Origin of the sequence: Novosphingobium album (ex Liu et al. 2023), from assembly GCF_029076845.1 — a bacterium.
In the GTDB taxonomy this organism is placed as follows: Bacteria; Pseudomonadota; Alphaproteobacteria; order Sphingomonadales; family Sphingomonadaceae; genus Novosphingobium.
The window spans coordinates 299,372-324,594 of record NZ_JARESE010000062.1 but is presented as its reverse complement, the minus strand read 5'-3'; the positions used below and the strand labels follow the sequence as shown (position 1 = coordinate 324,594).

The following is a 25,223-nucleotide window of genomic DNA, read 5'->3' as shown; positions in this document are numbered from 1 at the left end:
CATGGACCCGCGCCTGCTCCAGTTCTACAACGATGAACTGGCTTATCTGCGGGAAACCGCCCGCGAGTTTGGTGAGGAGCATGAGACGGTCGCGGCCCGGCTCGGGCTCAAGACGCCAACCGATCCCGATCCTTATGTCGAGCGCCTGCTCGAAGGCGTCGCTTTCCTGGGCGCGCGCGTCCAGCTCAAACTGGCCGACCAGTACCCCGAATTCACCCAGCATTTGCTCACCGCGATTCAGCCGCACTATCTGGCGCCAATGCCGTCGATCTGCGTCGCGGGCTTCGAGCCGAAGGACGCCGATCCTCTGCTGGCTGAAGGATACGCGGTTCCCGCCGGAACGGAGATCACCGCGACTGCCGGCCCGCAGGAAAGCACGCCGGTGACGTTTCGCACTGGCCACGCTGTCACGCTTTACCCGTTGAAGATCACCGAGGTCGAATATCTCTCCTCGCGCTCCTCCGTCGCGCACTTCGCCGTTGCGGCCAATGTCCGGGCCGAGGCGGGCGTGCGGCTGCGGTTCGAAAGCACCGGCGGAATTCCGCTGGAGAAACTGCGGATCGACAGCCTGCCGCTTTATCTCGACGGATCAGAGGCCGTGCCCGGCGAGCTTTACCGGCAGATCATCGGCGAGACCATCGCCGCGCTCGCCCGTTCGGCCACGGCTTCGGCGGCGGTCGTGCCGATGGCGCTGCCGCTGCCTGAACAGGTCGGCTTCGATGATGAGGAAGCCCTGCTGCCGGCCGAGTTGCGGTCGTTTCGCGGTTATCGCCTGCTGAGCGAGTATTTCGCTTGCCCGGAACGCTTTCTCTTCGCCCGGTTGCGCGGCGTGGACCGTGCCTTCGCGCAAGCCTCGTCCAATGCATGCGATGTGGTCCTGCTGTTCAATCGCTCTTCCCCGGTGCTTTCCGGCGCGTTGTCGCCGGCCAATTTCCGGCTGTTCGCCACTCCGGCCATCAACCTGTTCGAAAAGCAGTTGGGCCGGCTGCAGATCAACGAACACGATCACGAGTTCCATGTCGTTCCCGATCGCACGCGCCCGCTGGACTTCGAGGTGTTCCGCCTGCTGGAGTTGAAGGCCCATCTGCGCGACGAGCAGGAGGCCAGGCCGGTGGTGCCGCTCTATGCGCTGGGGGCGCTGCTCTATGACTGGCGGGACGCGATCTTCTACGTTCCCCGCATGACGCTGCGCCGGCTGTCCTCGAAGCAGCGCAAGCTGAAGAAGCGTGACGATTATATCGGAACCGAGACCTGGCTGTCGCTGACCGTGCCGGGCAATCCCGACCGGCTGAGTGACATAAAGGAACTGGCGATCCGGGCGCTTGTCACCAATCGGGAACTGGCCGGCGGCCTGGTGTTTCGCGGCAGCAATCATTTCACCGTGCCCGCCGGGCCAGTGCGGGCCGTGTCCGTGCTGCGCAGCCCGAGCAAGCCTCGTCCGCCGCTGGGGCTGGGCGATAGCGCCTGGCGCGTGATCGGGCATCTGACGCCCAACTATGCGACGCTGGCGCCTGAGGATTGCGATGATCCCGCGATGCTGTGCGATCATCTCGCCTTGTACGGCCACCGGGACGATCCGGCGATGCGCCGGCAGATCGACGGTATCACGGGGGTGCGCTCCCGCTCGATCGTCCGGCGGATTCCCGGCCGGGGCCAGATGGCCGTGGCGCGGGGCAGCCGGATCACCTTGACGCTGGACGACGGCTCATACGAAAACGGCAGGATGTTCCTGTTCGGTGCAGTGGTAGAACGATTCCTTTCGGAATTCGCCACGATCAACAGCTTCACCGAAACCATCGTCCGCACACCGGGAGAGGGGGAAATCGCCAAATGGCCGGCGCGCATCGGACGCAAGCACACGATCTGACCGCTTCCTTTCTACAGCGTCTGGATCTCAGGCGCGCAGGCCTGTTCGCCATCGTGCGGCAACTGGAGGCGCGCGAAACGGGCAAGCCTCGCGTCGGGCGGGCCAAGCGGCCTGAGCAGAGCGTTGTCGATCTGGCCCAGCAGCCCACGCTCGGCTTTGCCGAAAGCACGCTGACGGGCACCGAGCCGGCCCGCAACCGCATTCGGTTGCGCGGCTATTGGCTGGGGCTGACCGGCCCCATGGGCGCGCTGCCCACGCATCTCAGCGAATTCGCGTATTACGAGAAGCTTTATGCCCAGAAGCACCCGTTTACCGACTGGCTCGATGTCCTGGCCGGCCGGATGCTGCAGTTCTTCTATCGCGCCTGGGCCGATTCTCAGCCCGTGTCGCATGCGGATCGCGCCACCGAGGATCGTTTCGCGGCCTGGCTGTCGGCGCTTTCCGGCTGTGCCGAGGGCGCGGACGAGGACGACGCCTTCTTTCGCCGCGCGCGTTGCCATTACGTTCCGCTGTTTAGCGGCCTGCGTAGCGCGGTCGCCATCGAGGACAGCCTCAGCCATCTGCTGTGCCAGCCGGTGCGTGTGGTCGAATACATTCCCAAGTGGCGCGCGCTGGAGCATGAGGATCTGACTTGCCTGGGCCAGTCATTCGCAACGCTGGGCAGCGATGCCGTGCTGGGCCGCAAGGTATTCAGCGCGTCGGATGCCTTCCGTGTAATCGTCAGGGCTAGCAACTATCGTGATTACCTCTCCCTGCTTCCGGTCGGCGAGCGTTTCGCGGTTGCGGCCGAAGCGATCGAGGCGTTCAAGCCCGGCCATCTGGAATGGGATCTGACGGTGGAGATCGCCGATGCCGATGCGCCGGGGCTGCGGCTGGATGGCGGCAATCGCCTTGGCTGGACGAGCTGGCTCAAGCCTCCCGCGCCGAAGCGATCAGGCCCACGCGCGGTCCGCCAGCTGGCGCGGCCTGAACGAATCCGTGCGGACGCGCACCTGCGCAAGACCAGTGTGAGGAAAAGGAAAACGGCCCCATGACCGAGATCAGTCGCGGCGCTCTGTTCGGGCGTTTGAACCAGCCGGCGCTCAAGGCCATCGAGACCGCCACTGCATTCTGCAAGATGCGCGGCAATCCTTATGTCGAACTGGTGCACTGGATCCACGTGCTGCTCCAGGACTCGCAGAATGATATAGCGGCGATCCGCAATGCCTTCGGGCTGGATGACGAAGCGCTGGTGCGGCAAGTGGTCGCCGCGCTCGATGCCTTGCCGCGCGGAGCCACGGCGATTTCCGATTTCGCGCCGCAGATAGAGGAAGCGATCGAGAAGGGCTGGCTTTACGCATCGTTGCAATTCGGCGCATCGCGCGTCCGCACCGGCCATCTGCTCTATGGCATGGTCAAGACGGCGACGCTGCGCAACGCGCTCTTTTCGATCAGTGGCGAATTCAGAAAGGTCCAGGCCGAGAAGCTGGGGGCCGAGTTCGAGGCGATCTGTGCCGCGTCTCACGAAAAGACCCAGACCGATGGCGGCACCGCGTTCGCGAGCGACCGCGGGGAGCCGGCGGGTCCGCTTGGCGACGGTGAGGCGCTGGCGCGTTTTTCGGTCGACCTCACGCAGCAGGCGCGGGACGGGAAGATCGACCGGATCGTCGGCCGGGATGCGGAGATCCGCCAGGTCGTCGATATTCTGCTGCGTCGCCGGCAGAACAATCCCATCCTGGTTGGCGAGGCAGGGGTGGGCAAGACGGCGGTAGTGGAAGGCTTCGCCCGCCGCATCGCCGATGGTGATGTCCCGCCGGTGCTGCGGGACGTGACATTGCGATCGCTCGACATCGGACTGATGCAGGCCGGAGCTAGCGTGAAGGGGGAGTTCGAAAAGCGGCTGCGCCAGGTCATCGACGAAGTCGAGGCCAGCCCGAAGCCGATCATCCTGTTTATCGACGAGGCGCATACCCTGATCGGCGCGGGGGGGCAGGCCGGCACCGGCGATGCCGCCAATCTGCTCAAGCCGGCGCTGGCACGCGGCCGACTGCGGACGATCGCGGCGACGACCTGGGCCGAATACCGCCAGTATTTCGAGAAAGACCCGGCGCTGACTCGCCGCTTCCAGACCGTCCATGTCGGCGAGCCGGAGACCGCCAAGGCGATCGCCATGATTCGCTCGGTCGCGCCGATGATGGAAGCGCACCACAATGTCGTGGTGCTGGACGAGGCGGTCGAGGCGGCGGTCAAGCTGTCGCAGCGCTACGTGCCCGCGCGGCAGCTTCCCGACAAGGCGGTGAGCCTGCTGGACACCGCCTGCGCGCGGGTCGCCGTGTCGCAACATGCCACGCCCGCCCCGGTGGAGGATCGCGCGCGCCGGCTCGAACTGCTTGAGGTGGAGCGTGAGATTGCCGCGCGCGAGGCCAGTGGCCAGTACACTAGGGGTGAGCGTCTGCCCAAGCTGGACGAGGCGATCGCCGAGGCGAAGGTCGCGCTCGATGCGGTCAACGCCAAGTGGGAAGCGGAGAAGGTCACGCTCACGGGCGTGATCGCCGCGCGCGACGCGCTTACCCAGGCGCGCAAGGCGGTACCCGAAGGGAGCGCACCGGAAGGCGAGGAATCGTTGAAAGCGGCACTGCAGGCCGCGTTGGACAACCTAGCCCAGGCGCACGGGGACGAGCCGATGGTTTTTGCGGTGGTCGATCAGGACGCGGTCGCGGCGGTGGTTGGCGACTGGACCGGTATTCCGATGGGCCGGATGGTCAAGAACGAGGTCGAAAGCGTCCTGACCATCGCCGATCAGTTGAAGGCGCGCGTGATCGGTCAGGATCACGCGATGGATTCGATCGCCAAGCGCATCCAGACCAGCCGCGCGAAACTCGACAATCCGAACAAGCCGGTCGGCGTGTTCATGCTCTGCGGCCCATCGGGCGTCGGCAAGACCGAGACGGCGCACGCGCTGGCCGAGTTGCTGTTCTCTGGAGACGATTCGCTGATCGTCATCAACATGAGCGAATTCCAAGAAGCGCATACCGTCTCGACGTTGAAAGGCGCGCCGGCCGGCTATGTCGGGTATGGCCAGGGCGGCGTGCTGACCGAGGCGGTGCGGCGCCGGCCCTATTCGGTGGTGCTGCTCGACGAAGTGGAAAAAGCGCATCCCGACGTCCACGAGATGTTCTTCCAAGTATTCGACAAGGGTTACATGGATGATGCCGAAGGGCGTTATATTGATTTCAAGAACACGCTGATCCTGTTGACTTCCAATGTCGGCACCGACCTCATCATGACGATGTGCGAGGACGATGAGATGAAGCCGGATTCAGATGCACTGGCACAAGCCTTGCGGCCTGAATTGCTGAAGGTATTCCCGCCCGCGTTGCTGGGCCGGCTGACCGTGCAGCCCTATTTCCCGCTTTCGCCCGAAATGCTGAAAGGCATCATTCGCATCCAGCTCGACCGCATCGTCCGCCGCGTGGCGGAAAACCATGCCATTGCCTTCCGCTATGGCGAGGATGTGGTCGATCTGATCGTCTCGCGCTGCAACGAACTGGCCAGTGGCGGTCGTATGATCGACGCGATCCTGACCAATACCATGCTACCTGAAGTCTCCATCGGCCTGCTGCAACGGCAGATGGAAGGCGAAGAGGTAAAGGAAATCGCGGTGAGCGCGGAAGGAGACGGGTTCGGGTATCGGTTCGAATAACCGATCATGATCCGATCCCGGCCTGGCAAGTTCAGATATCGTCAAGGACAATAGCCAATTCGATCCGAAGCAGGAGGCCAGTATGGATGATATGACCTTCAACAGCCTGGAAGGGACGCTGTATGGCACCGTTGGCGGAACGCGGTTCCATATGCGTGCCGTTTCGGGCGGACGGGGCGGCAGCAGGCAAAAGAACGCGGCCGTGGATATCCTCGCCAACAACTTCCTGTCATCGGCCGTGAAAAAGGGCCCCAATCCCATTGGCGGTACCATTCCCATGGGAAGTTATGACATGGAGGTCCATGAAACGAAGCAGAACCAGATCAGGCTGATCCCCGTGGGCGGCCAGAGAATGTTCGGCAGGGATGGCTTTCTGATTCACGGGCAGGGCCCGCGTGGCAGCGATGGTTGCATCGTGCCTTATGATTTCGGACAACTGCAGACTTTGTACAAGAAGGTCAAAGCGCTCAACGAAAGCGGAGTTAAGCCTCTGCTGTCCGTCATTGTGACTGGCGATGTCGAGCACCTGCTTGAGAAAGTCAAAAGATACAATAATACGGCATGAACGCTCGCACGAGCATATGCGGGTGGCCATATTGGGATTTAAGAGGATGGCAGTCAGCCGCGCTTCCCATCGAGCGGTTGTGTTTCAGGACGCATCTGGCGTGCTTTCCCGCGAGGTGCTGATGATCAGGAAATCCGCATCCAGCAAATTTGACGCCGTCTTGAGATCCCTTGCGATCTGGTTTATTTCGCTTCGGGTCACGGCGCGGCCTGACTCCCAATCATAGGGGATGGATAAATCAACAAGGCTGCCCGCGCTTGCGCCACTGGGTTTAAGGCGGATTTCTCGTGCAAGATACACTTTGTCGTCATCGCTATAGTACGTCACGCTGTAGCCATTTTCGATGACCACACGGTGGCCCACCTGGTCGGAAGCTTCATTTTCGGCGATCTTGCGGAATTGAGGCATCTTGATCTCTAGAACAATGGATTGAAGGGGGGCGCTTTGCCAAGCGACTTCGCTGCTTCTGCGGCCTTGGCGCGCGAATCGAGCACCTGCTTTATCATCTGCAATTGTGCTTTCGATTCGGCCGGAACGTTGGGATTATCAAGCAGGGCGGGAAGTTCGTGCTTATAGAATATGCCCTCCAGATTCATGGAACGCACATCGCCCAACACGGTGACCGGGCCCTTTACGCTTTGCGCGAGTTTCTTTGATACGAGCGCGTCGAGATAGTCCATCGCTTTGGGCGGAACGCTGGCGCGGTATTTGTCGAGCACGCCGCCCGTTGCGCTGGTGATCCAGTTCATGCCTTTCTGCTCGGCCATTTTCCGGGCCGCCATCCAGGCTGGCTTGCCATGCGCCATGCCCGAATAGAATATGTTTTCTTTCCCCGGCAGACTTTTGCGATCGAGCGCGTCGATTTCATCCAGGGTCTGCTCGAATGCCTTGATCTGCTTTTCGTTCTTGAGAAGATCGAGCGTTTCTTTGGGCACACCGCGCTTCGAGAGCGCGGCTTTTGCCGAGGCCAGGACTTGCGACGGGGTGGGTGCCTTGGGCTGTTCCGGTGGCTCGCCGGTCTTGTCCGGGGCCGGCTTCCGCTTTTCCGGCTTCGATGCGGCAGGTCTTTCCGTCGCCGATCGCTTCGCGGTGTTCCCCCGCCTGGCCATCGAACGCGTCATCAACGCCTGCAGCACACCGGCGCCGAGTGTGACGAATACGGCGGCATAAAGCTGTGCCGCTTCGTCGAGTTCGGTATCGGAGGCGGCGTCCATCGCCTTGGCCGTCGCCTTGACGAGATCGCCCACGGCCCTGACACCGGCGATGCCCGCACTCGCCCAGGCAAGGATCACCAGCGTTCCATCGACAAGCGCGGCGGAAACGGGGTTGAGCTGGGCGAGAGCGACGGCGATCAGCGTGCCCGCGAAGACGGCAAGGTTTTCTGGAGAAATCAGATCCTGAATCGCCGAGCGCATGGCTCCGGTAAGATGGTTGGTGCTCAGCGAAACAGCCTCGGCCACCTTTTCGGCCGCGCTCATCTGCCCGATGCCGACAGGCGCATCCTTGCGCGCCGCCACCTGGCTGATCCCGCGTGGATCGGTCAGCACCGCCGCATCGCAAGCACCGGTCGCAAGCCCGTGCGCAACCTGCCGGCGCAGGGGCGCACCTTGCAGGGGAGTGCCCAAGGTGCGGGGCAGGCGATTGGCCTGCCGGTCCATCTGCTTGCAGACGGATTGCCGGTCGTTCAGCCGCTCAAGCCTGGCGATCGCGGTGGGATTGTCGTGAAAGCGCGCGAACTGCCGGGGCAACTGGCCCTTGGGCGAGATGAGCAGCGTGCAGTCACCCAATGGCACATGCATCACGCTGGAATGCGCATCAGGCAGTGTCGCCAGCTCGATCGGGGTGCCGGCCTCACTCAGCAACACCGCGCTCAACCGATGAGCGGCAATGTCGCGGCGCAGCCATTTCGTCACTTCGCTGTCATCCAGCACGCTTGCCGATAGCGCGGGATGGAGTTTGCGCCAGGCCTTGCGCAGTTGGCCCATGGCCATGGTGTCGCGGTCAAGCAGACGCAACACCGTGTTGAGCGTCAGTTGGTCGCCGGCGCGAAGCAGCACATCGGGAAACCTGACGGGAGGACCGATCAGGAGAATTCCGTCCCTCAATCTGATCTCGATCGGATGCAGTGGCCCGCTCCCGCTTGCGGTTGGCCCGAAACGCTAACGCATCGTGCGTCCCGCTGTCCCCCTCGTCCTGATTTCACCATCGTTCGCCTCGGTTCGCAAGTCGCTTGGCAATGCCGTCCTGCTCAGTTCGGCTGTTCGTCCACCACGCGGAACCAGATCATTTCGGCCTTCCAGTTGCGTTCCTTCGCGGCGGCGAGGAATTGCTGCGACCAGTCCCCGGTCCGCGATCCGGGCGCGCCCGCCAATAGCTTGCGATCGAACGGTTGACTGCCGGTCAGCACGATCAAGCCAGACCAGCCGGTGTGATCGACGTCCAGCGAAACCCGGTAGCGGCCATTGCCGAGATCTTCACTGTTGGCGACCAGTTCGCGGCGGCCGGTCGTCAATTGCGTCAGCTTCCCGGAGCTTTCGATCCCCAGCAGCGCCAAGTCGAGCGTGGGGTCGGCAAGGTTGAATTCGGCGGTGACCGTGGCGCCGGCCGCATCGCCGATCGCTGGCTTCGTCATCTCGATCTTCTGCTGCGGTACGAACAGGGTTCCGCCGGCAGGACTGCGGATCTGCCGGAGCGCGTCTAGCAGCACGCATTCGGAGCCGGCGATCGACGCGACTTGCGTGGTGTCGAGCGTGGGAAGCGCCAGCTTCCGGTCGGTCAGCACGCGGCCGATCTGTCGCTTCAGGTCGGCCGGATTGCCGGAGACGCCGCGCAACACGGCGGTCGTCGCTTGGCCGCTGCCGCGCACGTCGGCCAGGTCAAGCCAAGCGCAGCCGATCGTCGGCAGCGCGGCGGCCAGCCCCGCCCTGATCTGCGGAGAGTCTCTGTCGGAAGGTGCCAGCGCCCTTTGTTCGTCAGCGGCGAGCCCATCGTCCTTGCCGGAAAAAACCGTGAACCACAGCGCCGCCGCGATCACCGGGACGGCCACCGCTCCCCCGGCGAGAATGACGGGCAGGCGCCCTCCGCCCGTGCCGGGCTCCTTGGCCGGGCGAGCGGATGGCTGCGGAAGAGGCGTGGCGGGCTTGGCCTCGGGACCGGGCAGAGCAGGCGCTTCTGCAAGCGGCTCGATCGCCGCGGGTTCCGCTGACCAGGCCGCGGCAGCCACTCCGGGGCTTTCCTCAATGTTTTCGGGTTCGGCGATGGCAGGCGGCTGAGCCGTTGCGGGCGGGACAGGCTCGGGCTGGTGCGGAACGGGCTGGGGAGAGGCGTTCTCGATCGGGCGGCCCGCCTCGATGCTGGTGATGAGGTCCAGCAATTCGTGCATCGACTGGATGCGCTCTTCCGGGTTGGGCTTGAGCATACGCGCCAGCAGGGGACGCACTTCCTCGGGCGTTTCGGACAGGTCCGGCCCGGCACGCCGACGGTCAACCGCGCTGACCAGCGTGCCGCCCATGTCCACATGCCGATGGGTCGCCACGGCGAGCACAACAAGGCCCAGGCTGTAGACGTCGGTCCACGGGCCGATCGTGCGGTTGAAGTCCCCGAGTTGTTCGGGCGCGACGTAGTTCAGCTTGCCGGCGAAGCTGTCACCGATGATCGTGGCCGCGTTGTCATTCAGTTCCTTGGCGATGCCGAAGTCGATAATCCGCGCGCCCGAAAGCAGGCCGCCTTGCAGCATCACATTGTCCGGCGACAGATCCCGGTGGATCGCGCCCAGCGTATGCGCGGCTTCCAGCCCGGTGGCCAGCCGGCGCGTGAACGCGAGCAGATCGCGCGGCGTTGGATCGAGCCGTCCGATCACGTCCGACAGATTCGCGCCGTCGACGAATTCGGTGACGATGTAGAAGACGCCCAGGCGCGGTTCCTGAGCCAGCACGCGATACTGCACCAGCGCCGGGTGGTTGAGCCGGGTCAGCGTGCGGGCTTCCCTGCGGAAGAGGGCCAGGAGCTTGCTGTCGCCCGCGTGGCCGGGCAGCATGACCTTGATCGCCACGCGCTCGTCGCTGGCGATGTTGATGCCTTCGAACACTTCGCCCATGCCGCCCCGGGCAATGAAGCGTTCGACCTTGAACATGTTGTTCAGCACATCCCCGACATTGAGCGTGCGCCGCCCGCCATCCGGGTGCGCCGCGCCAAAGCCGGTGATTTCGACGCCGGTCGAAGACATCAGGACCGTGGCCTCATGTCCGGGAGCGGCCGGCTTGTTCTTGTTGTCGGGCATTACCGCGCCTCTGGCCTCACGATCAATGGCCGCGCGTCCAGCCCGCTAGGGGCAAGGCCCGACGCACGCTTGCGCCCGAGGCGGTTGTGGCAAGCGGCAGCCTGGGCGTCATGTCCGAATTCTGCAGTCATCAACGTCGGCACTCATGATGCTTGGCTCGCGATCGAACCCGTACAGATGCCGTCCGTCAACCGGATGACATGCACATGTCCGACTTCGGTGCAGACTAGCCTCAATATGGGACGGCGCCTATCGGATTCGGGCTTCTCCTTCAAACAAGAGGGAATTTGTTGCATGAGTTCGGTCAAGAGTTGGTGCTGGTCCCGCGTCGCGGTATCAAGCAACATCTGAAATCAGGGGCGGATGCGAATCATGAGCAGGATGCCTAGCTGGATTGCGGTCGTTTCGATCCTGGCATTGGTGACGCCGATGCCCGCCATGGCCGAAATCCGTCTGCAGCGAAAAGTGGAAGAGCGGCCGCGCAAGGCCGCGACGAAGGCGCCGCGCCGCGCACCGAAGAAAAATCGCACTGCTCCCGCGCCCGAGCCGGAGGCCCCTCAGGCTCCTTCGGGCATTGATCCTGCCGTGATGAAAGATGCGATTGCCGAGGCGAAGTATACGGTAAGCCTTGTGCAGGAGCCCGAAGCGAAAAAGGCTGCGTTGCAGGTGACCGACGGCAAGATCGGCTGGAGCGTGAACTTCAGCGATTGCGTGGACGAAAGCCATTGCGGCACGATGGAGTTCTATACGCTCTGGAGCGTCTCCAACGAGGCGAACGTCTGCGCGGCCTGGGTCAGCGACGTCACGAAGGACCTCAATCGGACGCAGGGCAAGCCTTCATGTTATACCGTGGCCAGCTTGCCCAAGCAGTTTCACCTCAGGCTGTCGTCCAACCAGGTGCCATATTATGGCATGGACAAGCTGCCGCCGGAGGAAGCCAAGGCGCGGATGGTGGAAATGATTAACGTGTGGTCGGCCCACCTGCCCATGCTTCAGGAAGCCTGGAAGATCGCTAGGATCAAATGCCCGCGCGCGACCGATTCGTGCAAGTAACCGCACCAGGTGTCTCAGAGCCTGATCCGAAATTAAGTTGAGTGGTATCAGTGGGTTAGCTTGACAGCTGACCAAGTCGTTGATTCAGGGGATTTTGCTACAAACTTCCGGAGATCGACGATGTGGACTGACACCACTCGGGCGCAGTATGCCCGTGCGGACCTGGCTTTGCCAACCGATTTGACCGACGGCGAATGGGCTGTGCTGGAACCGTTCTTTCCACCGCCCTCGCATGTGGGCCGTCCGCGCAAGTGGCCGCTACGGCGGATCATCGAGGCGATCCTCTACCTGCTGCGCGGTGGCCTGCCGTGGCGAATGCTGCCACCGTGCTTTCCACCGGTCTCGACGACGCGCCGCTGGTTCTACCTGTGGCGCGACAACGGCCAGTGGCTCTCGCTCAACCACGCCCTGTTGCTGATCGGACGAGAGGCGGTTGGCCGCGAGGCATCGCCCAGTGCCGGGGTGATCGACAGCCAAAGCGTCAAAACCACGGAAAGTGGCGGGCCTTGCGGCTGTGACGCGGGCAAGAAGGTCAGGGGCGAAAGCGCCATATCCTCACCGACACCGACGGCAATCTCGTTCATGCCGTGATCCACACCGCGGACATCCAGGACCGCGACGGCGCGCCGCTGGTGCTCGCCGAGATCGTTCATCGCTTCCCATGGCTGCGGTATGTGTTCGCCGATGGCGGCTATGCCGGAGACAAGCTCAAGGACGCCCTGCGCCACTTCGGCAAATGAACCATCGCGATCATCAAGAGGTCCAATGCGACGAAAGGCTTCGAGGTGCTGCCCCGGCGTTGGGTGGTGGAGCGCACGCTGGCATGGCTGAACCGGAACCGACGCCTCGCCAAAGACTTCGAGCAGACCATTGCATCAGCAACCGCGTGGCTCTTCATCGCCTCGATCCAGCTCTTCGCGCGCCGGATCGCAAGATCATGAAGTCACCCGGGATAATTTTGAATCAGACACTCAGGGGTATCGGCTTTGCCATTCCGTTGGTGTGCCGCGAATTCTCGATGGCCGCAATGGAGAAAGGCGTGGTCATGATTGACGCGGGTGAGGGTGATTGATTCATGGCTGCCTTTTTGGGGAAAGCAAGCTTGAGCAAAGGCGATCTCGGCGAAGCGGAATAGCGTATTCTGAAAGGCTTGCTGCCGATTGAACCGGAGAGCCTTGGTAGAGGTAGACGGCCCGAACAGCCTCTCCGCCCCCCGCCGGGATGATCTCCTCCGGCGTGCGCTTCAGCGCCATTCCATTCTTCCTTCCTCGTGCCGACTGTGAAAGGTGACGGGCCACTCGGGTAGGGGGCAGATCACCGGCCAATGACTTGTCGAAATAGGCGCGGCCGCGCCCGAAGCTTGCCGCGCTGACGCAATCCCCGTTCGCAATGCCCGCAGGGCCAAGGGGGGCATCGAGGTGCCGTTTACGCGTTGGCGACCTAAATCCGCGCTTCTCGCATACCGGGCTTTTCCCAGAGCTTTGCTTCGGCCAGCAGGCTGATCACTTCATCGTCCGCAGTCTGCGTGAAGTCGCGGTAATGCATCCCGACGGCGCGGAAGGGGTGGGGGGACAGGAGGCAGATGACACGATCGCACAGCTCGTGCAGTCCAGTGATCGCTTCGGTGGGCGCCAGCGGAACGGCAAGCACGATTCGTTCCGGTCCTGCCTTGGCAAGCGCCTTGAGCGCTGCGCGCACCGTGCCGCCCGAGGCGATCCCGTCATCGACCACGATCGCGACGCGTCCCTCAAGGGGAATTGGCGGGCCTGTCCGATAAAGTGCGCGGCGCCGTTCGATCTCTGTGAGTTGCCGGGCGATCTGGCGATCGATATAGGCCCTGTCGGCCCCCACCATCCGCGCCGCCGGCTCGTCGACGACCACTTGCGGGCAAGCCCCGTCGACCAGCGCGCCGATGCCGTATTCCTCATGCCCAGGCGCGCCGATCTTGCGGACCAGCAGGACGTCGAGCGGCGCGCCAAGCGCCTTGGCGACCTCGAAGCCCACGGGCACGCCGCCGCGCGGCAATGCCAGCACCACGGGATCGGCGAGATCGAGCGCCTTGATGACTTGCGCCAGCAATCGCCCGGCCTCGCGGCGATCGGCGAAGCCTTTCCTCCCCGTCATCGCGTGCCTCCCAGATGCCGGCGGAACCAGTCGCTGGCGAGTGTGACGACCTGATCGAGCGTGCCTGGCTCCTCGAACAGGTGGCCCGCGCCCGGAACGATGACCACGTCCCGCTCGCAGCGCATGGCATCGCGCGCGGCGGCGTTCAGCTCTATGACCACGCCGTCCAGCTCGCCGACGATCAGCAGGGTGGGCGCCCGCACGCGCCCGAGCGCTTGCGCGCCGGCAAGATCCGGCCTGCCGCCGCGCGAAACCACTGCGACGATGCGCGGATCGTCGGCGGCCGCGCGCAATGCGGCGGCGCCCCCGGTGCTCGCGCCGAAATAACAGGGCCGCAGGTCACGCGTCTCGGAATGGCTGGCCGCCCAGTCGACCGCGAAGCGCAGCCGCGCGGCCAGCAGCGCGATGTCGAACACATTGCGCCGGTCCTGCTCTTCCACCGGGGTAAGCAAGTCGAGCAGCAGCGTTGCCATTCCGTCGTCGCGCAGGCGTGCCGCGACATAGTTATTGCGCGGGCTGAGCCGGCCGCTGCCGCTGCCATGTGCGAATACGACAAGGCCGCGCGCCTTGTTCGGAACGCCGAGGATCGCCGCCAGCGATGGCGCCTGGCCGATCCTCAGTTCGCGCGGAGCCTGCCGGGCAAGGGCGCGTGTGTTCATAGCCCGAACGGCCAGAATTCCGGCGCGCCATGCGGCGGATCGTGGCCGATTGGCGTAACCGCGCCGGTCTGCTCGAACCAGACCAAGGCATCGAACTGATCGGCCAGGACCGCCTCGAAATAGTGGCTCGCGCGCTCGGTTTCAGGCCGGTAGACCACGCCGATCGCGCGTTCCAGCAGGGCCTGCGAGAGGAGTTCGACAAGCTGCTTGCGCTTGTGGCCGCGCCAGTCGGTCAGGCTGCGGGCATGGCCGGTGCGGCGGAAGGCCGCTTCCCAGCTATCCTCGCGCGCGGGGCGGACTTGCATCACCCGCATATCCGCGCCCCAGTCCGATGCTGCGGCAACTTCGCCCCGGTCCGTCGCGAAGCCGATCAGCACGGCCTCGTCGCCATAGGCGGTGCGGACCAGCTCGCCGATATTGAACTCGCCGTGCCAGCCCATCGCCGTGGCCGAGGCGTTGCCGACGTGCGAGTTATGCGCCCAGACCACCGCGCGTGCCCGGTGATGGTGGGCCATGAGGCGTTGCAGCGTGTCGAACATGTGCCTGTCGCGCAGGTTCCAACTCGCGGCCGCGCCGCGATACATCGCGCGATAGTAACGTTCGCCCGCGCGCACGATGCGGGCATTCTGCTCCGCATCGAAGAAGACCTCGCCGTCCTCGGCGATGTAATCCATGCGTCCGGCCAACAGGTCTTCAAGCTGCGCCACCACGGCATCCTCGCAGCCGGCGAGACCACCGTGTTCGACCGCGCGGCCATAGTGCTGCGGCTCGTCCTGCCATGACAGGAGGGCGGCATAGCGGCGGCGCGCCTCGGCGGCGGCCGGGGGGTCGTGCGCGTCGAGATAGGCGGTCACGGCATGGATCGACTGGCCCAGGCTGTAGACGTCAAGGCCGTGCATACCGGTCCGTTCCTCCTCGGGAAGAACGGCATTGTGCCCGCGCAGCCAGTCGGCGAAGGCCATGACTTCCTGGTTGCGCCACATCCAGGTCGGAAAGCGCAGGAAGGGTTCGCCCCGGCCAGGGCGCGGCGCGCGGTGGCGGACATAGGAGTCGATCCGCGCGATATCCGGCCAGTCGCCCTCCATCGCGACGATGTTGAAGCCGTAGCGTTCGATCAGCCGGCGCGTGATGGCCGCGCGCGCGGCATAGAATTCGTGACTGCCGTGAGTCGCTTCGCCAAGCAGAACCACGCGGGCATCGCCAAAGCGTTCAAACGCATCCGCGAAATGCGGCGCTTCGGGATGCGGCAGCGGTTCGGCCGCCACGCGCAGTCCATGAAGAAATGCGCTTTGGTCGATCGGTATGCGGCTCTGGATCGTCATGGCTTCGTTCCAAGACTGGCGTATTTGCGGGCGAACATTGGTCGCGCCGCAAGGTATCCGCCATCCGCAATGTTCCGGGGCGGATTGGTAACATTGCGGATACCGTCGCGGGCCGGCTTGCGGTGGACTGGCGCGGCCCCTCCCCCCCGGTGGAGCGTGCAAGGCTCCGGGCGCCAACGGCCCCGGAACGCTGGCGAAGGAATGGCTCGATTCACGCAAGCGCCCGGCTGGAACACGCTAGTGCCGCCCAAGTGCGAAAGTTGCGTTCCATGCCTGTTTCATCGCTGCCGCTGCCTCATGCGCCCGACACGCCGACCCAGGGCCCGGTGATCGCCTGTGTGGACGGTTCGCACCGTTCGCAGGAAATCGCCCAGACGGCCGCGCATTATGCCCAGTCGTTCGACCGGCCGCTGGTGCTCTATCGTGTGCTCGAACACTCGCATGATCCGGCTGCGCTGCCCGATCCGCTCGAATGGAATATCCGCCGCCAGGAGGCGCGGCGGGATCTGCGCCGCTTGCGTGACAGCCTGCCCGAACAGCCCGGCGAAGTGTCGCTGGAGTTGAACGAAGGTGATTGGCTGGTCGCGCTAGCTGATCGGGTGGGAGAAACCGGCGCCTTGCTGGTGATCGGCGCGCCCGGATCGCGCGAATCGCGCGACGCGGGGGGGCGGGTCGCCCGGCTGGTCACGCAGGCTCCGTCCGGCTCACTGCTGCTTGTTCCCCCGGGCTACGCGCCGCGCGGGATCGGTTCGCCGCGTATCGCTGTGCCGCTAGACGGCTCCAACTTCGCGGAAGCGGCGCTCGCTGAGGCGGCCCGACTGGCCCGCCGGTCGCATGCCGAACTCCTGCTGCTTCATGTCATTCCCGAATCCGGTCTCACCGATTTCGGGCCGCCAGCGACCAGCGATCTCGAACTGCGCATCCGGCTCGACCGCCGTAACGCGCAGGCGGCGGGCGGCTTCCTGGAGAGGACCCGGCGCCGGCTGGTCGACCAGGGGCTCGCCGTACGCAGCTTGTGCCTGAAGGGTGATCCCCGCACATCGCTGCTCCGCGCGCTGGGCGAGGAAGCGCCGGACCTGGTCGTCCTGTCTGCCAAGGGACAGGGCGGCAAGCGGTGCAACGACCTGTCGATCGGCGGCACGGCAAGCTATCTTCTCGATCACCTGACCGGTCCGGTGATGCTCGTGCGCCCCTCGGGGCCGCTGGCGGGCAGGGCCTTGCCGATCGCGCCTGGTGAGCGTCTGCCCGGTTCGGCACACATGGCCTGATGGACTACGGCGCCTCTGATCCGGTTGCCGGTCACGCCTGGGAGACGGGCAAGGCCCATGCTCCGCTGCGCGGTGCGGGGCCGCCCCGTCCGATCGCCATCTGGCAACGGATCGAGCGGATCGGCCAGTGGCTGCGCGATGCCCTCGATGCCGCGGCCGTGGCTGAACCATCCGCGGCGACCGCTGCCGAATGGCTGCTGGACAACGGCTATCAGGTGCAGCGCGCGGCGCTGCTGATCAAGCAGGATCTCCCGCCCGGCTTCTATCGCAAGCTGTGCGTGCTGGCTTCCGCGTCGGCGCCGCGCGAGCCACGCGTCTTGGCCCTGGCGCACGATCTGCTGCACGCCACGCATTTCCAGCTCTCGCGCGAAAGCGTGCTTGCCTATCTCGAAGGCTATCAGGAGCACGATCCGCTGGACATCGCCGAACTCTGGGCGCTGCCGGCGATGCTGCGGATCGCGTGCATCGAGCGGCTCGTCGCGGGCTTTGCCGAAGTATTCCCAACGGTGCCGGCACCGTTGGAGGTGAGCACCTGTTGCGAGGCCTATCTCACCTCGTGCGAGCCCATCGAATGCGTGTCGCGCGCGATCGCCAATCTGGGCGTCATCTCGAACATTTCGTGGAAGGATGTGTTCGACGCATCCAGCCATGTCGAACGCAGCCTGAGGCGTGATCCGGCCGGCACCTATCCGGCCATGGATTTCGATACGCGCGATGCCTACCGCCGCGCGGTCGAGCGTCTGGCCGAGCGGAGCGCGGCAAGCGAAGTGCTGGTGGCGCAAAGCGCCGTGTCGCTCGCCACGAAAAGCCGGAACATGCCGCTCGGCCATGTCGGATACTGGCTTGTCGGGCCAGGAGCGCTGGAGCTGGAGCGGACGCTCGGCGCCGTTCCGCCGCGGGCCTTGCGCCTCGCCCGGTGGCTCAAGCGTCACCCCGGCGGGGCCTATACTTGGGCGCTCTTCCTGTGCGGGCTGGCCGGCCTCGTTCTTCCCGGGGCCTATCTTGCCGCGCATCACGCCGCGCCCATGCAATGGCTTCTGGGTCTTGCGCTCTCGGCCCTGCCGGCGACCGTCCTCAGTGTCACGCTGGTCAACTGGCTGGTGACGCTGGCCGTGCCGCCAAGGCGCCTGGCCAAGCTCGATTTTTCGAAGGGTATCGACGCGGCCTGGCCCACGCTGGTGGTGATGCCGGTGATCGTTGGAGAAGTCGAGGAAGCGCCCGCCTTGCTCGCGCGGCTGGAAGCGCACCGGCTGGCCAATCCCGACGCGCGTGCTTTCGTGCTGCTCAGCGATCCGGCCGATGCGCGCGAAGAGCGGACGGCCGGGGACGAACGTCTGGAAGCCGCGCTTTGCCAAGGGATTGAAGCGCTCAACCACCGCCATGGCGCGCGTGCCGGGCAGCCTTCGTTCTGCCTCCTGCATCGTGCGCGGTCGTTCAATCCCGCGCAGGACTGCTGGATGGCCTGGGAGCGCAAGCGCGGCAAGCTGGAGCAATTCAACCACTTCCTGCTGAGCGGCGAGGCAACGGCCTTTCCCGTCACCTCCGGGCCGATCGGGCAACTGGCCGGCGCACGCCTGGTGGTGACGGCCGATGCCGACACCCGGCTGCCGCCGGGCAGCGTTGCCCGGCTCGCCGGGGCGCTGGCGCATCCGCTCAACCGGCCGGTGTTCGACGCTTCCGGCAGGGTCGTGTCGGGTTACACCGTGCTCCAGCCCCGCGTCGAGATCGCGCCGCATGGCTCGGACAGCCTGTTCGCCCGGCTGTTCGGCGGCGATACCGCGATCGACATCTATTCGCGCGCGGTCAGCGACGTCTATCAGGATCTTGTCGGCACCGGGAACTTCGTGGGCAAGGGGATCTACGATGTCGCCGGTTTCGCGCGCAGCGTCCAGGGGCGGATCCCCGAGAATTACCTGCTCAGCCACGATCTGTGGGAAGGGCTGCACGGCCGCGCCGGGCTGGCCAGCGACATCATCGTCTATGAGAGCTTTCCGGCAAGCTATGGCGAATACGCGCGCCGCTGGCACCGCTGGGTGCGGGGCGACTGGCAGCTTCTGCCCTGGCTTTTCGGCCGGGTGCCGGGCCCGGACGGGACCAGGCTGAAGAACCGGCTGACCCTGTTCGACCGGCTGCGGATCTGGGACAACATGCGCCGCAGCCTGGTGCCCGCCAGCGTGCTGGTGCTGCTGCTGGGCGGATGGTTCATCCTGCCCGGCCAGGCGCTGTTCTGGACGCTGCTGGCCCTGCTGGTGCCGGGCGCGTGGCTGTTCACCGATCTCGTCACCGGCCTTGCACGGGGGCGCCGCCGGGGCGTACTGACCGGCACGCTGAATCAGGCGGGTGAGCATCTCGGGCGCTGGACGCTGCAGATCGCCTTTCTGCTTTCGGACACCGCGATCGCGCTTCATGCCATCGGCATCACCATGCTGCGGATGCGACGGCGGCGGCATTTGCTCGAATGGACCAGCGCCGCGCATGTCAGCCGCAAGTTCGCGGGCGCCGATCGGCGTGGCGGGCAATGGCGCGAGACCTGGCCTTCACCGCTCGCCGCGCTGCTCATGCTGTCCCTGTTCGCGTTCGATCCGCGGGCCTTGCCGGTGGCCGCGCCACTTATGTGCCTGTGGCTGGCCGCGCCGGCAATCGCCGCGTGGACCGGCCGCGCCCGGACCCCGCCCCCGGCTCAGCTCGACGCGGCCGCGCGCGCTTTCCTGCGCCGCGTCGCGCGCCGCAGCTGGCTGTTCTTCGAGACTTACGTGCGGCCAGAGGACAACTGGCTGCCGCCCGACAATCACCAGGAAGAGCCGGTGGAAGCCACCGCGCATCGCACTTCGCCCACCAATATCGGCATGATGGTGCTTTCCGCGCTTTCGGCCTGGCGGCTCGGCCATATCGGCAGCGCCGAACTCAACGAGCGGATGCGCGCGATGTTCGCCTCGCTCGACCGGCTCGAGCGCTGGCAGGGCCATTTCCTCAACTGGTACGACACCACTTCGCTCGCCTCGCTCGAACCGCGCTATGTCTCGACGGTCGACAGCGGCAATCTGGCGGTCAGCCTGGTGGTGCTTGCCGAAGGCTGTCGCCGGATCGCGCGGTCCCCGGCCTTTGCCTCCGAACGCTGGGACGGACTCGATGATTGCCTGGCGGTGCTCGCCGAAGCGCTGGCCGAAGGTGGGTACGAGGATGGCGTGCAGGCCCGCATCGCCGCCCTGACTGCCGAGATGCGCGCGGCGCGGGCCGAGCCGCTGCGCTGGCCGGCCCTGCTCGATCACGGTCTGTCGGAAATCGCGATCCTGCGCGATGAACTGGCCCGGCTGCTCGATCGCTCGCCGGCCAGATCTTCTCGCGTCCTGCGGAACTTGCGGAACTGGATCGAACGCAGCGAGCATCAGTTCAAGGATTGTCGGCGCGATCTCGAAACCCTGTTGCCCTGGCTGCCGGGGCTCGCGGCGGCTCCCCCGGAGTGCCGGGCCATGGCTCTGCGGCTGGCGGCCACTCTTTCTCCGCTCGAGCCGCTTTGCGGCTGCGCGCGACTGGCAAGGGCGGCCGAAGCGCTGCGGGCCGAACTCGACGGCGACGCGCACGACGCGGTCGCCCGCGCATGGCTTGCGGACATGGCCGCAAGCGCGCGGCGGGGGCTGGCGCGCTGGCGCAGGCTCGAACGATCGCTGGAGCGGCTGGCGGACCACGCGGCGGCAATGGCCGAGGGCATGGAATTCGGCCCGCTCTATGATCCCGATCGCAAGCTGTTCCACATCGGCTACGACGTCAGTACCCAGCGCATCGATTCGCACTTCTACGACCTGCTGGCCAGCGAGGCACGGCTGGCCAGCTATTTCGCCATCGCCAAGCAGGATGTTCCGCCGGAACACTGGTTCCACCTCGGGCGGCCCATCGTGAAGCATCGGCACGAACTGGCGCTCGTCTCGTGGAACGGCTCGATGTTCGAATACCTCATGCCCGCGCTGTTCCTGCGCAGCGATCCGGCGACGCTGCTGGGCGAAAGCGAGCGCAGCGCGGTCGCCAGCCAGCGCCGTTACGGCGCGCGGCAGGGCGTGCCTTGGGGCATTTCGGAATCGGGCTTCGCTTCGGTGGGCGCGGACGGCTCCTGGCGCTATCGCGCGTTCGGCGTGCCCGAGCTTGGCCTGCGTCGCGGGCTGACCGAGGATCTCGTGATCGCGCCTTATGCGACGGCGCTGGCACTGGCGGCCGATCCGGCTGCATCGGTCGCAAATCTGCGGCGGCTGGTCGGCGTGGGCGCGACGGGCTGTTTCGGCTTCTACGAGGCGCTTGACTTCACGCCCGAACGCCGCCGCGAGCAAGGCGTGCCCACGCCGGTACAGTCCTTCATGGCGCATCATCAGGGTATGACCATCGCCGCCATCGCCAATGCGCTCTGCGGCAACATGCTGGTCGACTGGTTTCATGCCGACGCGCGCGTGCGCACGGTCGATCTGCTGCTCAATGAGCGCATTCCCTGGGAATTGCCGCCCGAACTCGAACGGCTGGACCATGTGGCCGCGCCGGCGATCGATAGCGCGGGGCTTCCTCGGCCCCAGCCCTGGGAAGTGGACGATCCGGCGTCACTCGCGATCCATCTGCTGGGCAATGGACGCCTGTCGGCGCGGATCGCGGCGGACGGCGCCGATGATCTTTCCTGGAAGGATCAGGCGCTCACGCGGCCCGCCGGCGCGGACCACGATATCGGCCATTTCTTCTATCTGCGTGAGCCGGGCACCGGCCTTGCCTGGTCGCCGGCTCCCGCGCCCTTGGGCGGGGGCGAGGATCGCCACACGATCTTCCATGCGCACAAGATCGAATACCGCTGCGGCGTCCAGGGGATCTCGACCTCGCTCGAGGTTCTGGTCTCGCCGTCCGAGGACGTCGAGATCCGGCGTCTGCGGCTGGTCAACACCTCGGCCGAGCAACGCATCCTCGAATTCGCGAGCCATGCCGAGATCGCGCTGGCTCCCGCCGGGGAATGGCAACGCCACCCCGCCTTCGCCCGCCTCTTCGTCGAAGCGGGGACTTACCCGGAGCTCGACGCGCTGCTGTTCGCGCGGCGCCCGCGTGAGCCGGGCGCGCTCGCGCCAGTGCTGATGCAGCGCCTCGTCACATCGGACGACGCGGTTCGCCTGACCGGTTGGGAAGTCGCCCGTGCGCGGTCGCGCGCGCGGCTTGGCCTGACACGCGACTTTCCCCGCTTTTCCGGCCCGGCCGGGCCGCGCGCGCGTTTCCCGCTCGATCCGGCCGCCGCGTTTCAGGCGGAAGTGACACTCGCTCCGCATGGCGAGGTGGAGTTGGCCCTGGTCACCACCGTCGCGGCCTCGCGCGAGGAGGCGATCGAGCTTGCGCGGCGCTACGGGTCGATGGGGTCGCTCGACTGGGCCGAACAGGACGCGGCCGAACGGGCCGCGCGCGATCTCCACGCCCTCGGCCTCGCGCCCGCGCGGCTGCCGGACGCGCAACTGCTGCTGACCGCGCTCATCGGCTGCCCTTCGCCCCGCAATCCGGGACTGGGGGACAATGACCGCGAGGATCTCTGGGCGCTCGGGCTGTCGGGAGATTGTCCGCTGCTGCTGATGGAACTGAGCGGGGACTTCGACGGCGCCGAGCTGCGCTTCCTGCTCGCGGCGCATCGCTTGTGGGGCTGGCGCGGCGCGGCAATCGACCTCGTGCTGCTCCATCCCGGTCTTCCCGGCTATGTCGAGCCGCTGCGCGAGCGGATGCTCGACATCGTGCGGCAGACGGGCAGCGAATATCTCGTCGGCGAACGCGGCGGCGTCCATATCGTGGGCAGCGAGCATGTGGAGGAACGGCGGCTCGCGGCGCTGCGGATCGCGGCCACGGCGACGATCGCCGATCGCGCCGGCCCGATCGCGCAGCAGCTCGCCGCCCGGCGCGACGAATTCGCGCCCGGCCCGCCGTTCCTGCCGGCGGGCCGGGCCGCTATGACCCAGGCCGCCACGCGTCCGCCGGATCGCGCCGAGACGCTGCGTTTCGCCAACGGGCTTGGCAGCTTCACGCGCGCGGGCGATTACCGGATCGCGCTGGAGGCCATGCGGGCGACGCCCGCGCCATGGGCCAACGTCCTGGCCAATCCCGGTTTCGGAAGCATCGTCACCGAAGCGGGGCTCGGCTTCACATTTGCCGGCAACAGCGGCGAGAACCGGCTGACCCCCTGGCATAATGATGCCTTGTCCGACCGGCAGGGCGAGGCCCTTTACCTGCGCGACGAGGAGACGGGCGAAGTCTGGTCCGTCACGCCGCTTCCCGCCGGCAGGGATGCGGCCTGCCGTATCGAGCATGGTCTTGGCGGCACGCGCTGGTGGCGTGATGACCGGGATCTCGATCAGGAACTGCACTGCTTCGTCGCCCGCGACGACCCGGTGAAAATCGTCCGTTTGCGGCTGACCGACCGTTCCGGCCTGTCCCGGCGCGTCACGGCCACCTGCTTCGTCGACTGGCTGCTGGGCGCGATCGCTGGCGAGCCCGCGCCGTTCCGCGCAAGCTGGTACCGGACCGACCTTCAGACGATTTTCGCCCGCAACCGCTGGCAGCGCGATTTCCACGGCCAGATCGCCTTCCTCTCCGCGAGCGGGGCGCCGCATAGCCTGACGACTTCGCGGCGCGACTTCCTGGGCCCGCGCCCGGACTGGCAACGCCCGGCGGGGCTCGCGGCGTGGGATCTGGGCAACCGCACCGAGAACGCGGGAGCCGATGCCGCCGCCGCGTTGCAGCTCCATCTCGACATTCCCGCGCATGGCAGCGCGGAGGTCGCGTTCCTGCTCGGGCAGGCGGAAGGCGAGGACGGCGTGGCCGACCTGATCGCGCGTTGGCGCGATTCCGGCCGCATCGCGGCCGAGCCCGCGCGGCTCGCCGAAGCCTGGGAACGGCGCTGCGACGCGGTCGAAGTGACCACCCCCGATCCCGCCTTCGATCTGATGGTCAATCGCTGGCTGCCCTATCAGACGGTATCCTCGCGCCTGTTCGCACGCGCCGGGTTCCATCAGGCCTCGGGCGCCTTCGGGTTTCGCGACCAGTTGCAGGACGTCCTGGCCTTGCTGCTTGCCGATCCCGCGCTGGCCCGCGACCAGATCCTGCGCGCGGCTGCCCATCAGTTCGCCCAGGGCGACGTGCTGCACTGGTGGCATCCACCCGGCGGCAAGGGCGTGCGCACCCGCTGTTCGGACGACTTGCTGTGGCTGCCCCATGCCGCCGCGCGCTATGTGGTGGCGACGGGCGACGTGGCGCTGCTCGACGAGCCCGTGCCGTTCCTCGACGCGGCGGAACTGCGCGACGACGAGCGCGATCGCTTCGCCCAGTTCCCAACGGCCGACGGCGCCAGCCTTTTCGAGCATTGCCTGCGCGCCTTCGATCGCGCCTGGCGGCTGGGCGAGCATGGCCTGCCGCTGATCGGCGATGGTGACTGGAACGACGGGATGAACCGCGTGGGCAGTGGCGGCAAGGGCGAGAGCGTCTGGCTCGGCTGGTTCATGGCCGCCACTATCCGCGAATTCGCGCGCATGTGCGACGGGCTGGGCCGGGGATCGTTCACCGGGCACTGGCTGCCGCGCGCCGACCAGTTGGTCGCGGCGATCGAGCGCCATGGCTGGGATGGGGACTGGTATGTCCGGGCTTTCGACGATCAGGGCAGGCCCTGGGGATCGCGGGACAACGACGAATGCAGGATCGATTCGCTGGCGCAATCATGGTCCGTCATCGCGGGCGGCGGAACCGACGAGCGCGCGCGGCGGGCGATCGACAGTGCCTTTGCCCATCTCGTCCGGCCCGACGATCGGATCGTCCGGCTGCTCGATCCGCCCTTCGATACAAGCCCGCGCGATCCCGGCTATATCAAGGCCTATCCCCCCGGCATCCGAGAGAATGGCGGTCAGTACAGCCATGCATCCGCCTGGCTGGGGATCGCCTGTGCCATGCTGGGCGATGGCGCCCGGGCAAAGGAGGTGTTCGACCGGATCAATCCGATCCGGCACGCCGGCTCATCCGGGGAGGCCGCGATCTATGGCATAGAGCCCTACGTGGTTGCCGGGGATATCGGCGCGGGCGAAGACCGGCTCGGGCGCGGCGGCTGGAGCTGGTATACCGGCGCCGCCGCCTGGACGTGGCGCCTGGCGGTCGAGCATATCCTTGGCCTTCGGCTGGAGGGCGGCCAACTCGCGCTGTCGCCGTGCCTGCCGCCCGACTGGCCCGGCTTCACCGCGAAATTGCGCGGAGCGGGCGTGATCGAGGTGACGGTAAAGCGCGGGCCGGGCACTGGGCTCCGGGTGGATGGAGCGAGCGACGCCGGGTCGACGTTCGCGTTTCCCGGCAAGGGGCGCACGCGCAAGGTCGAACTGATGATGGCCGAATCCTGCCCTGTCGGCGAGGCATCACCGGTTTGAGG

General features: G+C 66.1%; 14 protein-coding genes and 1 pseudogene. 9 read left to right on the top strand and 6 right to left on the bottom strand.

Going from position 1 to position 25,223, the window contains the following annotated elements; translation table 11 throughout:
• Position 1: 1 nt before the first annotated feature.
• The 4 genes from tssF (at position 2) to PYV00_RS18585 (ending at position 6,114) form a co-directional block, all read left to right on the top strand.
• Positions 2-1,867, top strand: coding sequence for a type VI secretion system baseplate subunit TssF (gene tssF / locus PYV00_RS18600; protein ID WP_275229783.1), 1,866 nt, complete (start codon positions 2-4; stop codon positions 1,865-1,867).
• On the top strand, positions 1,831-2,901 hold the full coding sequence (tssG, locus tag PYV00_RS18595; RefSeq protein ID WP_275229781.1) for a type VI secretion system baseplate subunit TssG: 1,071 nt from the start codon (positions 1,831-1,833) through the stop codon (positions 2,899-2,901). Before tssF ends, tssG begins: the two co-directional genes overlap by 37 nt.
• Positions 2,898-5,549 (top strand): type VI secretion system ATPase TssH, encoded by a 2,652-nt coding sequence (tssH, locus tag PYV00_RS18590; protein ID WP_275229780.1) that lies wholly within the window; start codon positions 2,898-2,900, stop codon positions 5,547-5,549. Before tssG ends, tssH begins: the two co-directional genes overlap by 4 nt.
• Positions 5,550-5,631: 82 nt before the next feature.
• Positions 5,632-6,114, top strand: a complete 483-nt coding sequence (locus PYV00_RS18585; RefSeq protein ID WP_275229779.1) for a hypothetical protein — start codon at positions 5,632-5,634, stop codon at positions 6,112-6,114.
• An 84-nt stretch (positions 6,115-6,198) separates the two neighbouring features.
• Here the strand turns inward: PYV00_RS18585 and PYV00_RS18580 are convergent, their stop codons facing one another.
• From PYV00_RS18580 to PYV00_RS18570, 3 genes are all read right to left on the bottom strand, one after another.
• Positions 6,199-6,522 (bottom strand): hypothetical protein, encoded by a 324-nt coding sequence (locus PYV00_RS18580; protein WP_275229778.1) that lies wholly within the window; start codon positions 6,520-6,522, stop codon positions 6,199-6,201.
• An 8-nt stretch (positions 6,523-6,530) separates the two neighbouring features.
• Entirely contained in the window at positions 6,531-8,171 is a 1,641-nt protein-coding gene (locus PYV00_RS18575) for a hypothetical protein (protein ID WP_275229777.1), read from the bottom strand.
• Positions 8,172-8,362: 191 nt separating this feature from the next.
• Entirely contained in the window at positions 8,363-10,393 is a 2,031-nt protein-coding gene (locus tag PYV00_RS18570; protein ID WP_275229776.1) for a serine/threonine protein kinase, read from the bottom strand.
• 372 nt (positions 10,394-10,765) lie between these two features.
• Between PYV00_RS18570 and PYV00_RS18565 the strand changes: the two genes are divergently transcribed.
• The 3 genes and pseudogenes from PYV00_RS18565 to PYV00_RS18555 all read left to right on the top strand — a co-directional run bounded on the left by PYV00_RS18565 (position 10,766) and on the right by PYV00_RS18555 (position 12,518).
• Positions 10,766-11,446 (top strand): hypothetical protein, encoded by a 681-nt coding sequence (locus tag PYV00_RS18565; protein WP_275229775.1) that lies wholly within the window; start codon positions 10,766-10,768, stop codon positions 11,444-11,446.
• 120 nt (positions 11,447-11,566) lie between these two features.
• Positions 11,567-12,387: pseudogene (locus tag PYV00_RS18560) on the top strand (IS5 family transposase).
• A complete protein-coding gene (locus PYV00_RS18555; RefSeq protein WP_275229820.1) occupies positions 12,270-12,518 on the top strand; it encodes a hypothetical protein in 249 nt (82 codons plus the stop codon). Before PYV00_RS18560 ends, PYV00_RS18555 begins: the two are co-directional and overlap by 118 nt.
• A gap of 368 nt (positions 12,519-12,886) precedes the next feature.
• On the opposite strand, the gene PYV00_RS18550 is transcribed toward PYV00_RS18555, so the two are convergent.
• The 3 genes from PYV00_RS18550 to PYV00_RS18540 are packed head-to-tail and all read right to left on the bottom strand — an operon-like array spanning position 12,887 to position 15,551.
• The gene (locus PYV00_RS18550) at positions 12,887-13,570 is read right to left on the bottom strand and encodes a phosphoribosyltransferase (protein WP_275229774.1); all 684 of its coding nucleotides are present in this window, start codon (positions 13,568-13,570) and stop codon (positions 12,887-12,889) included.
• Positions 13,567-14,229 carry a dienelactone hydrolase family protein gene (locus tag PYV00_RS18545; RefSeq protein WP_275229773.1) on the bottom strand — a complete coding sequence of 221 codons (663 nt, stop codon included), beginning with the start codon at positions 14,227-14,229 and terminating at the stop codon, positions 13,567-13,569. Before PYV00_RS18545 ends, PYV00_RS18550 begins: the two co-directional genes overlap by 4 nt.
• On the bottom strand, positions 14,226-15,551 hold the full coding sequence (locus tag PYV00_RS18540; RefSeq protein ID WP_275229772.1) for an erythromycin esterase family protein: 1,326 nt from the start codon (positions 15,549-15,551) through the stop codon (positions 14,226-14,228). The genes PYV00_RS18545 and PYV00_RS18540 overlap by 4 nt, the downstream gene beginning before the upstream one ends.
• A gap of 269 nt (positions 15,552-15,820) precedes the next feature.
• Between PYV00_RS18540 and PYV00_RS18535 the strand changes: the two genes are divergently transcribed.
• Both PYV00_RS18535 and PYV00_RS18530 read left to right on the top strand, forming a co-directional pair.
• Positions 15,821-16,819 (top strand): universal stress protein, encoded by a 999-nt coding sequence (locus tag PYV00_RS18535; protein WP_275229771.1) that lies wholly within the window; start codon positions 15,821-15,823, stop codon positions 16,817-16,819.
• Complete coding sequence (locus PYV00_RS18530) at positions 16,819-25,221, top strand: GH36-type glycosyl hydrolase domain-containing protein (protein WP_275229770.1); 8,403 nt, start codon at positions 16,819-16,821, stop codon at positions 25,219-25,221. Before PYV00_RS18535 ends, PYV00_RS18530 begins: the two co-directional genes overlap by 1 nt.
• Positions 25,222-25,223: the final 2 nt, after the last annotated feature.

Coding starts and splice junctions, on each gene's coding strand:
- PYV00_RS18580 (WP_275229778.1), bottom strand. CDS start 6,522: ATGCCTCAATTCCGCAAGATCGCCGAAAATGAAGCTTCCGACCAGGTG.
- PYV00_RS18585 (WP_275229779.1), top strand. CDS start 5,632: ATGGATGATATGACCTTCAACAGCCTGGAAGGGACGCTGTATGGCACC.
- tssF (WP_275229783.1), top strand. CDS start 2: ATGGACCCGCGCCTGCTCCAGTTCTACAACGATGAACTGGCTTATCTG.
- PYV00_RS18530 (WP_275229770.1), top strand. CDS start 16,819: ATGGACTACGGCGCCTCTGATCCGGTTGCCGGTCACGCCTGGGAGACG.
- PYV00_RS18570 (WP_275229776.1), bottom strand. CDS start 10,393: ATGCCCGACAACAAGAACAAGCCGGCCGCTCCCGGACATGAGGCCACG.
- PYV00_RS18545 (WP_275229773.1), bottom strand. CDS start 14,229: ATGAACACACGCGCCCTTGCCCGGCAGGCTCCGCGCGAACTGAGGATC.
- PYV00_RS18540 (WP_275229772.1), bottom strand. CDS start 15,551: ATGACGATCCAGAGCCGCATACCGATCGACCAAAGCGCATTTCTTCAT.
- PYV00_RS18565 (WP_275229775.1), top strand. CDS start 10,766: ATGAGCAGGATGCCTAGCTGGATTGCGGTCGTTTCGATCCTGGCATTG.
- PYV00_RS18555 (WP_275229820.1), top strand. CDS start 12,270: ATGGCTGAACCGGAACCGACGCCTCGCCAAAGACTTCGAGCAGACCAT.
- PYV00_RS18550 (WP_275229774.1), bottom strand. CDS start 13,570: ATGACGGGGAGGAAAGGCTTCGCCGATCGCCGCGAGGCCGGGCGATTG.
- tssG (WP_275229781.1), top strand. CDS start 1,831: ATGGCCGGCGCGCATCGGACGCAAGCACACGATCTGACCGCTTCCTTT.
- PYV00_RS18535 (WP_275229771.1), top strand. CDS start 15,821: ATGCCTGTTTCATCGCTGCCGCTGCCTCATGCGCCCGACACGCCGACC.
- tssH (WP_275229780.1), top strand. CDS start 2,898: ATGACCGAGATCAGTCGCGGCGCTCTGTTCGGGCGTTTGAACCAGCCG.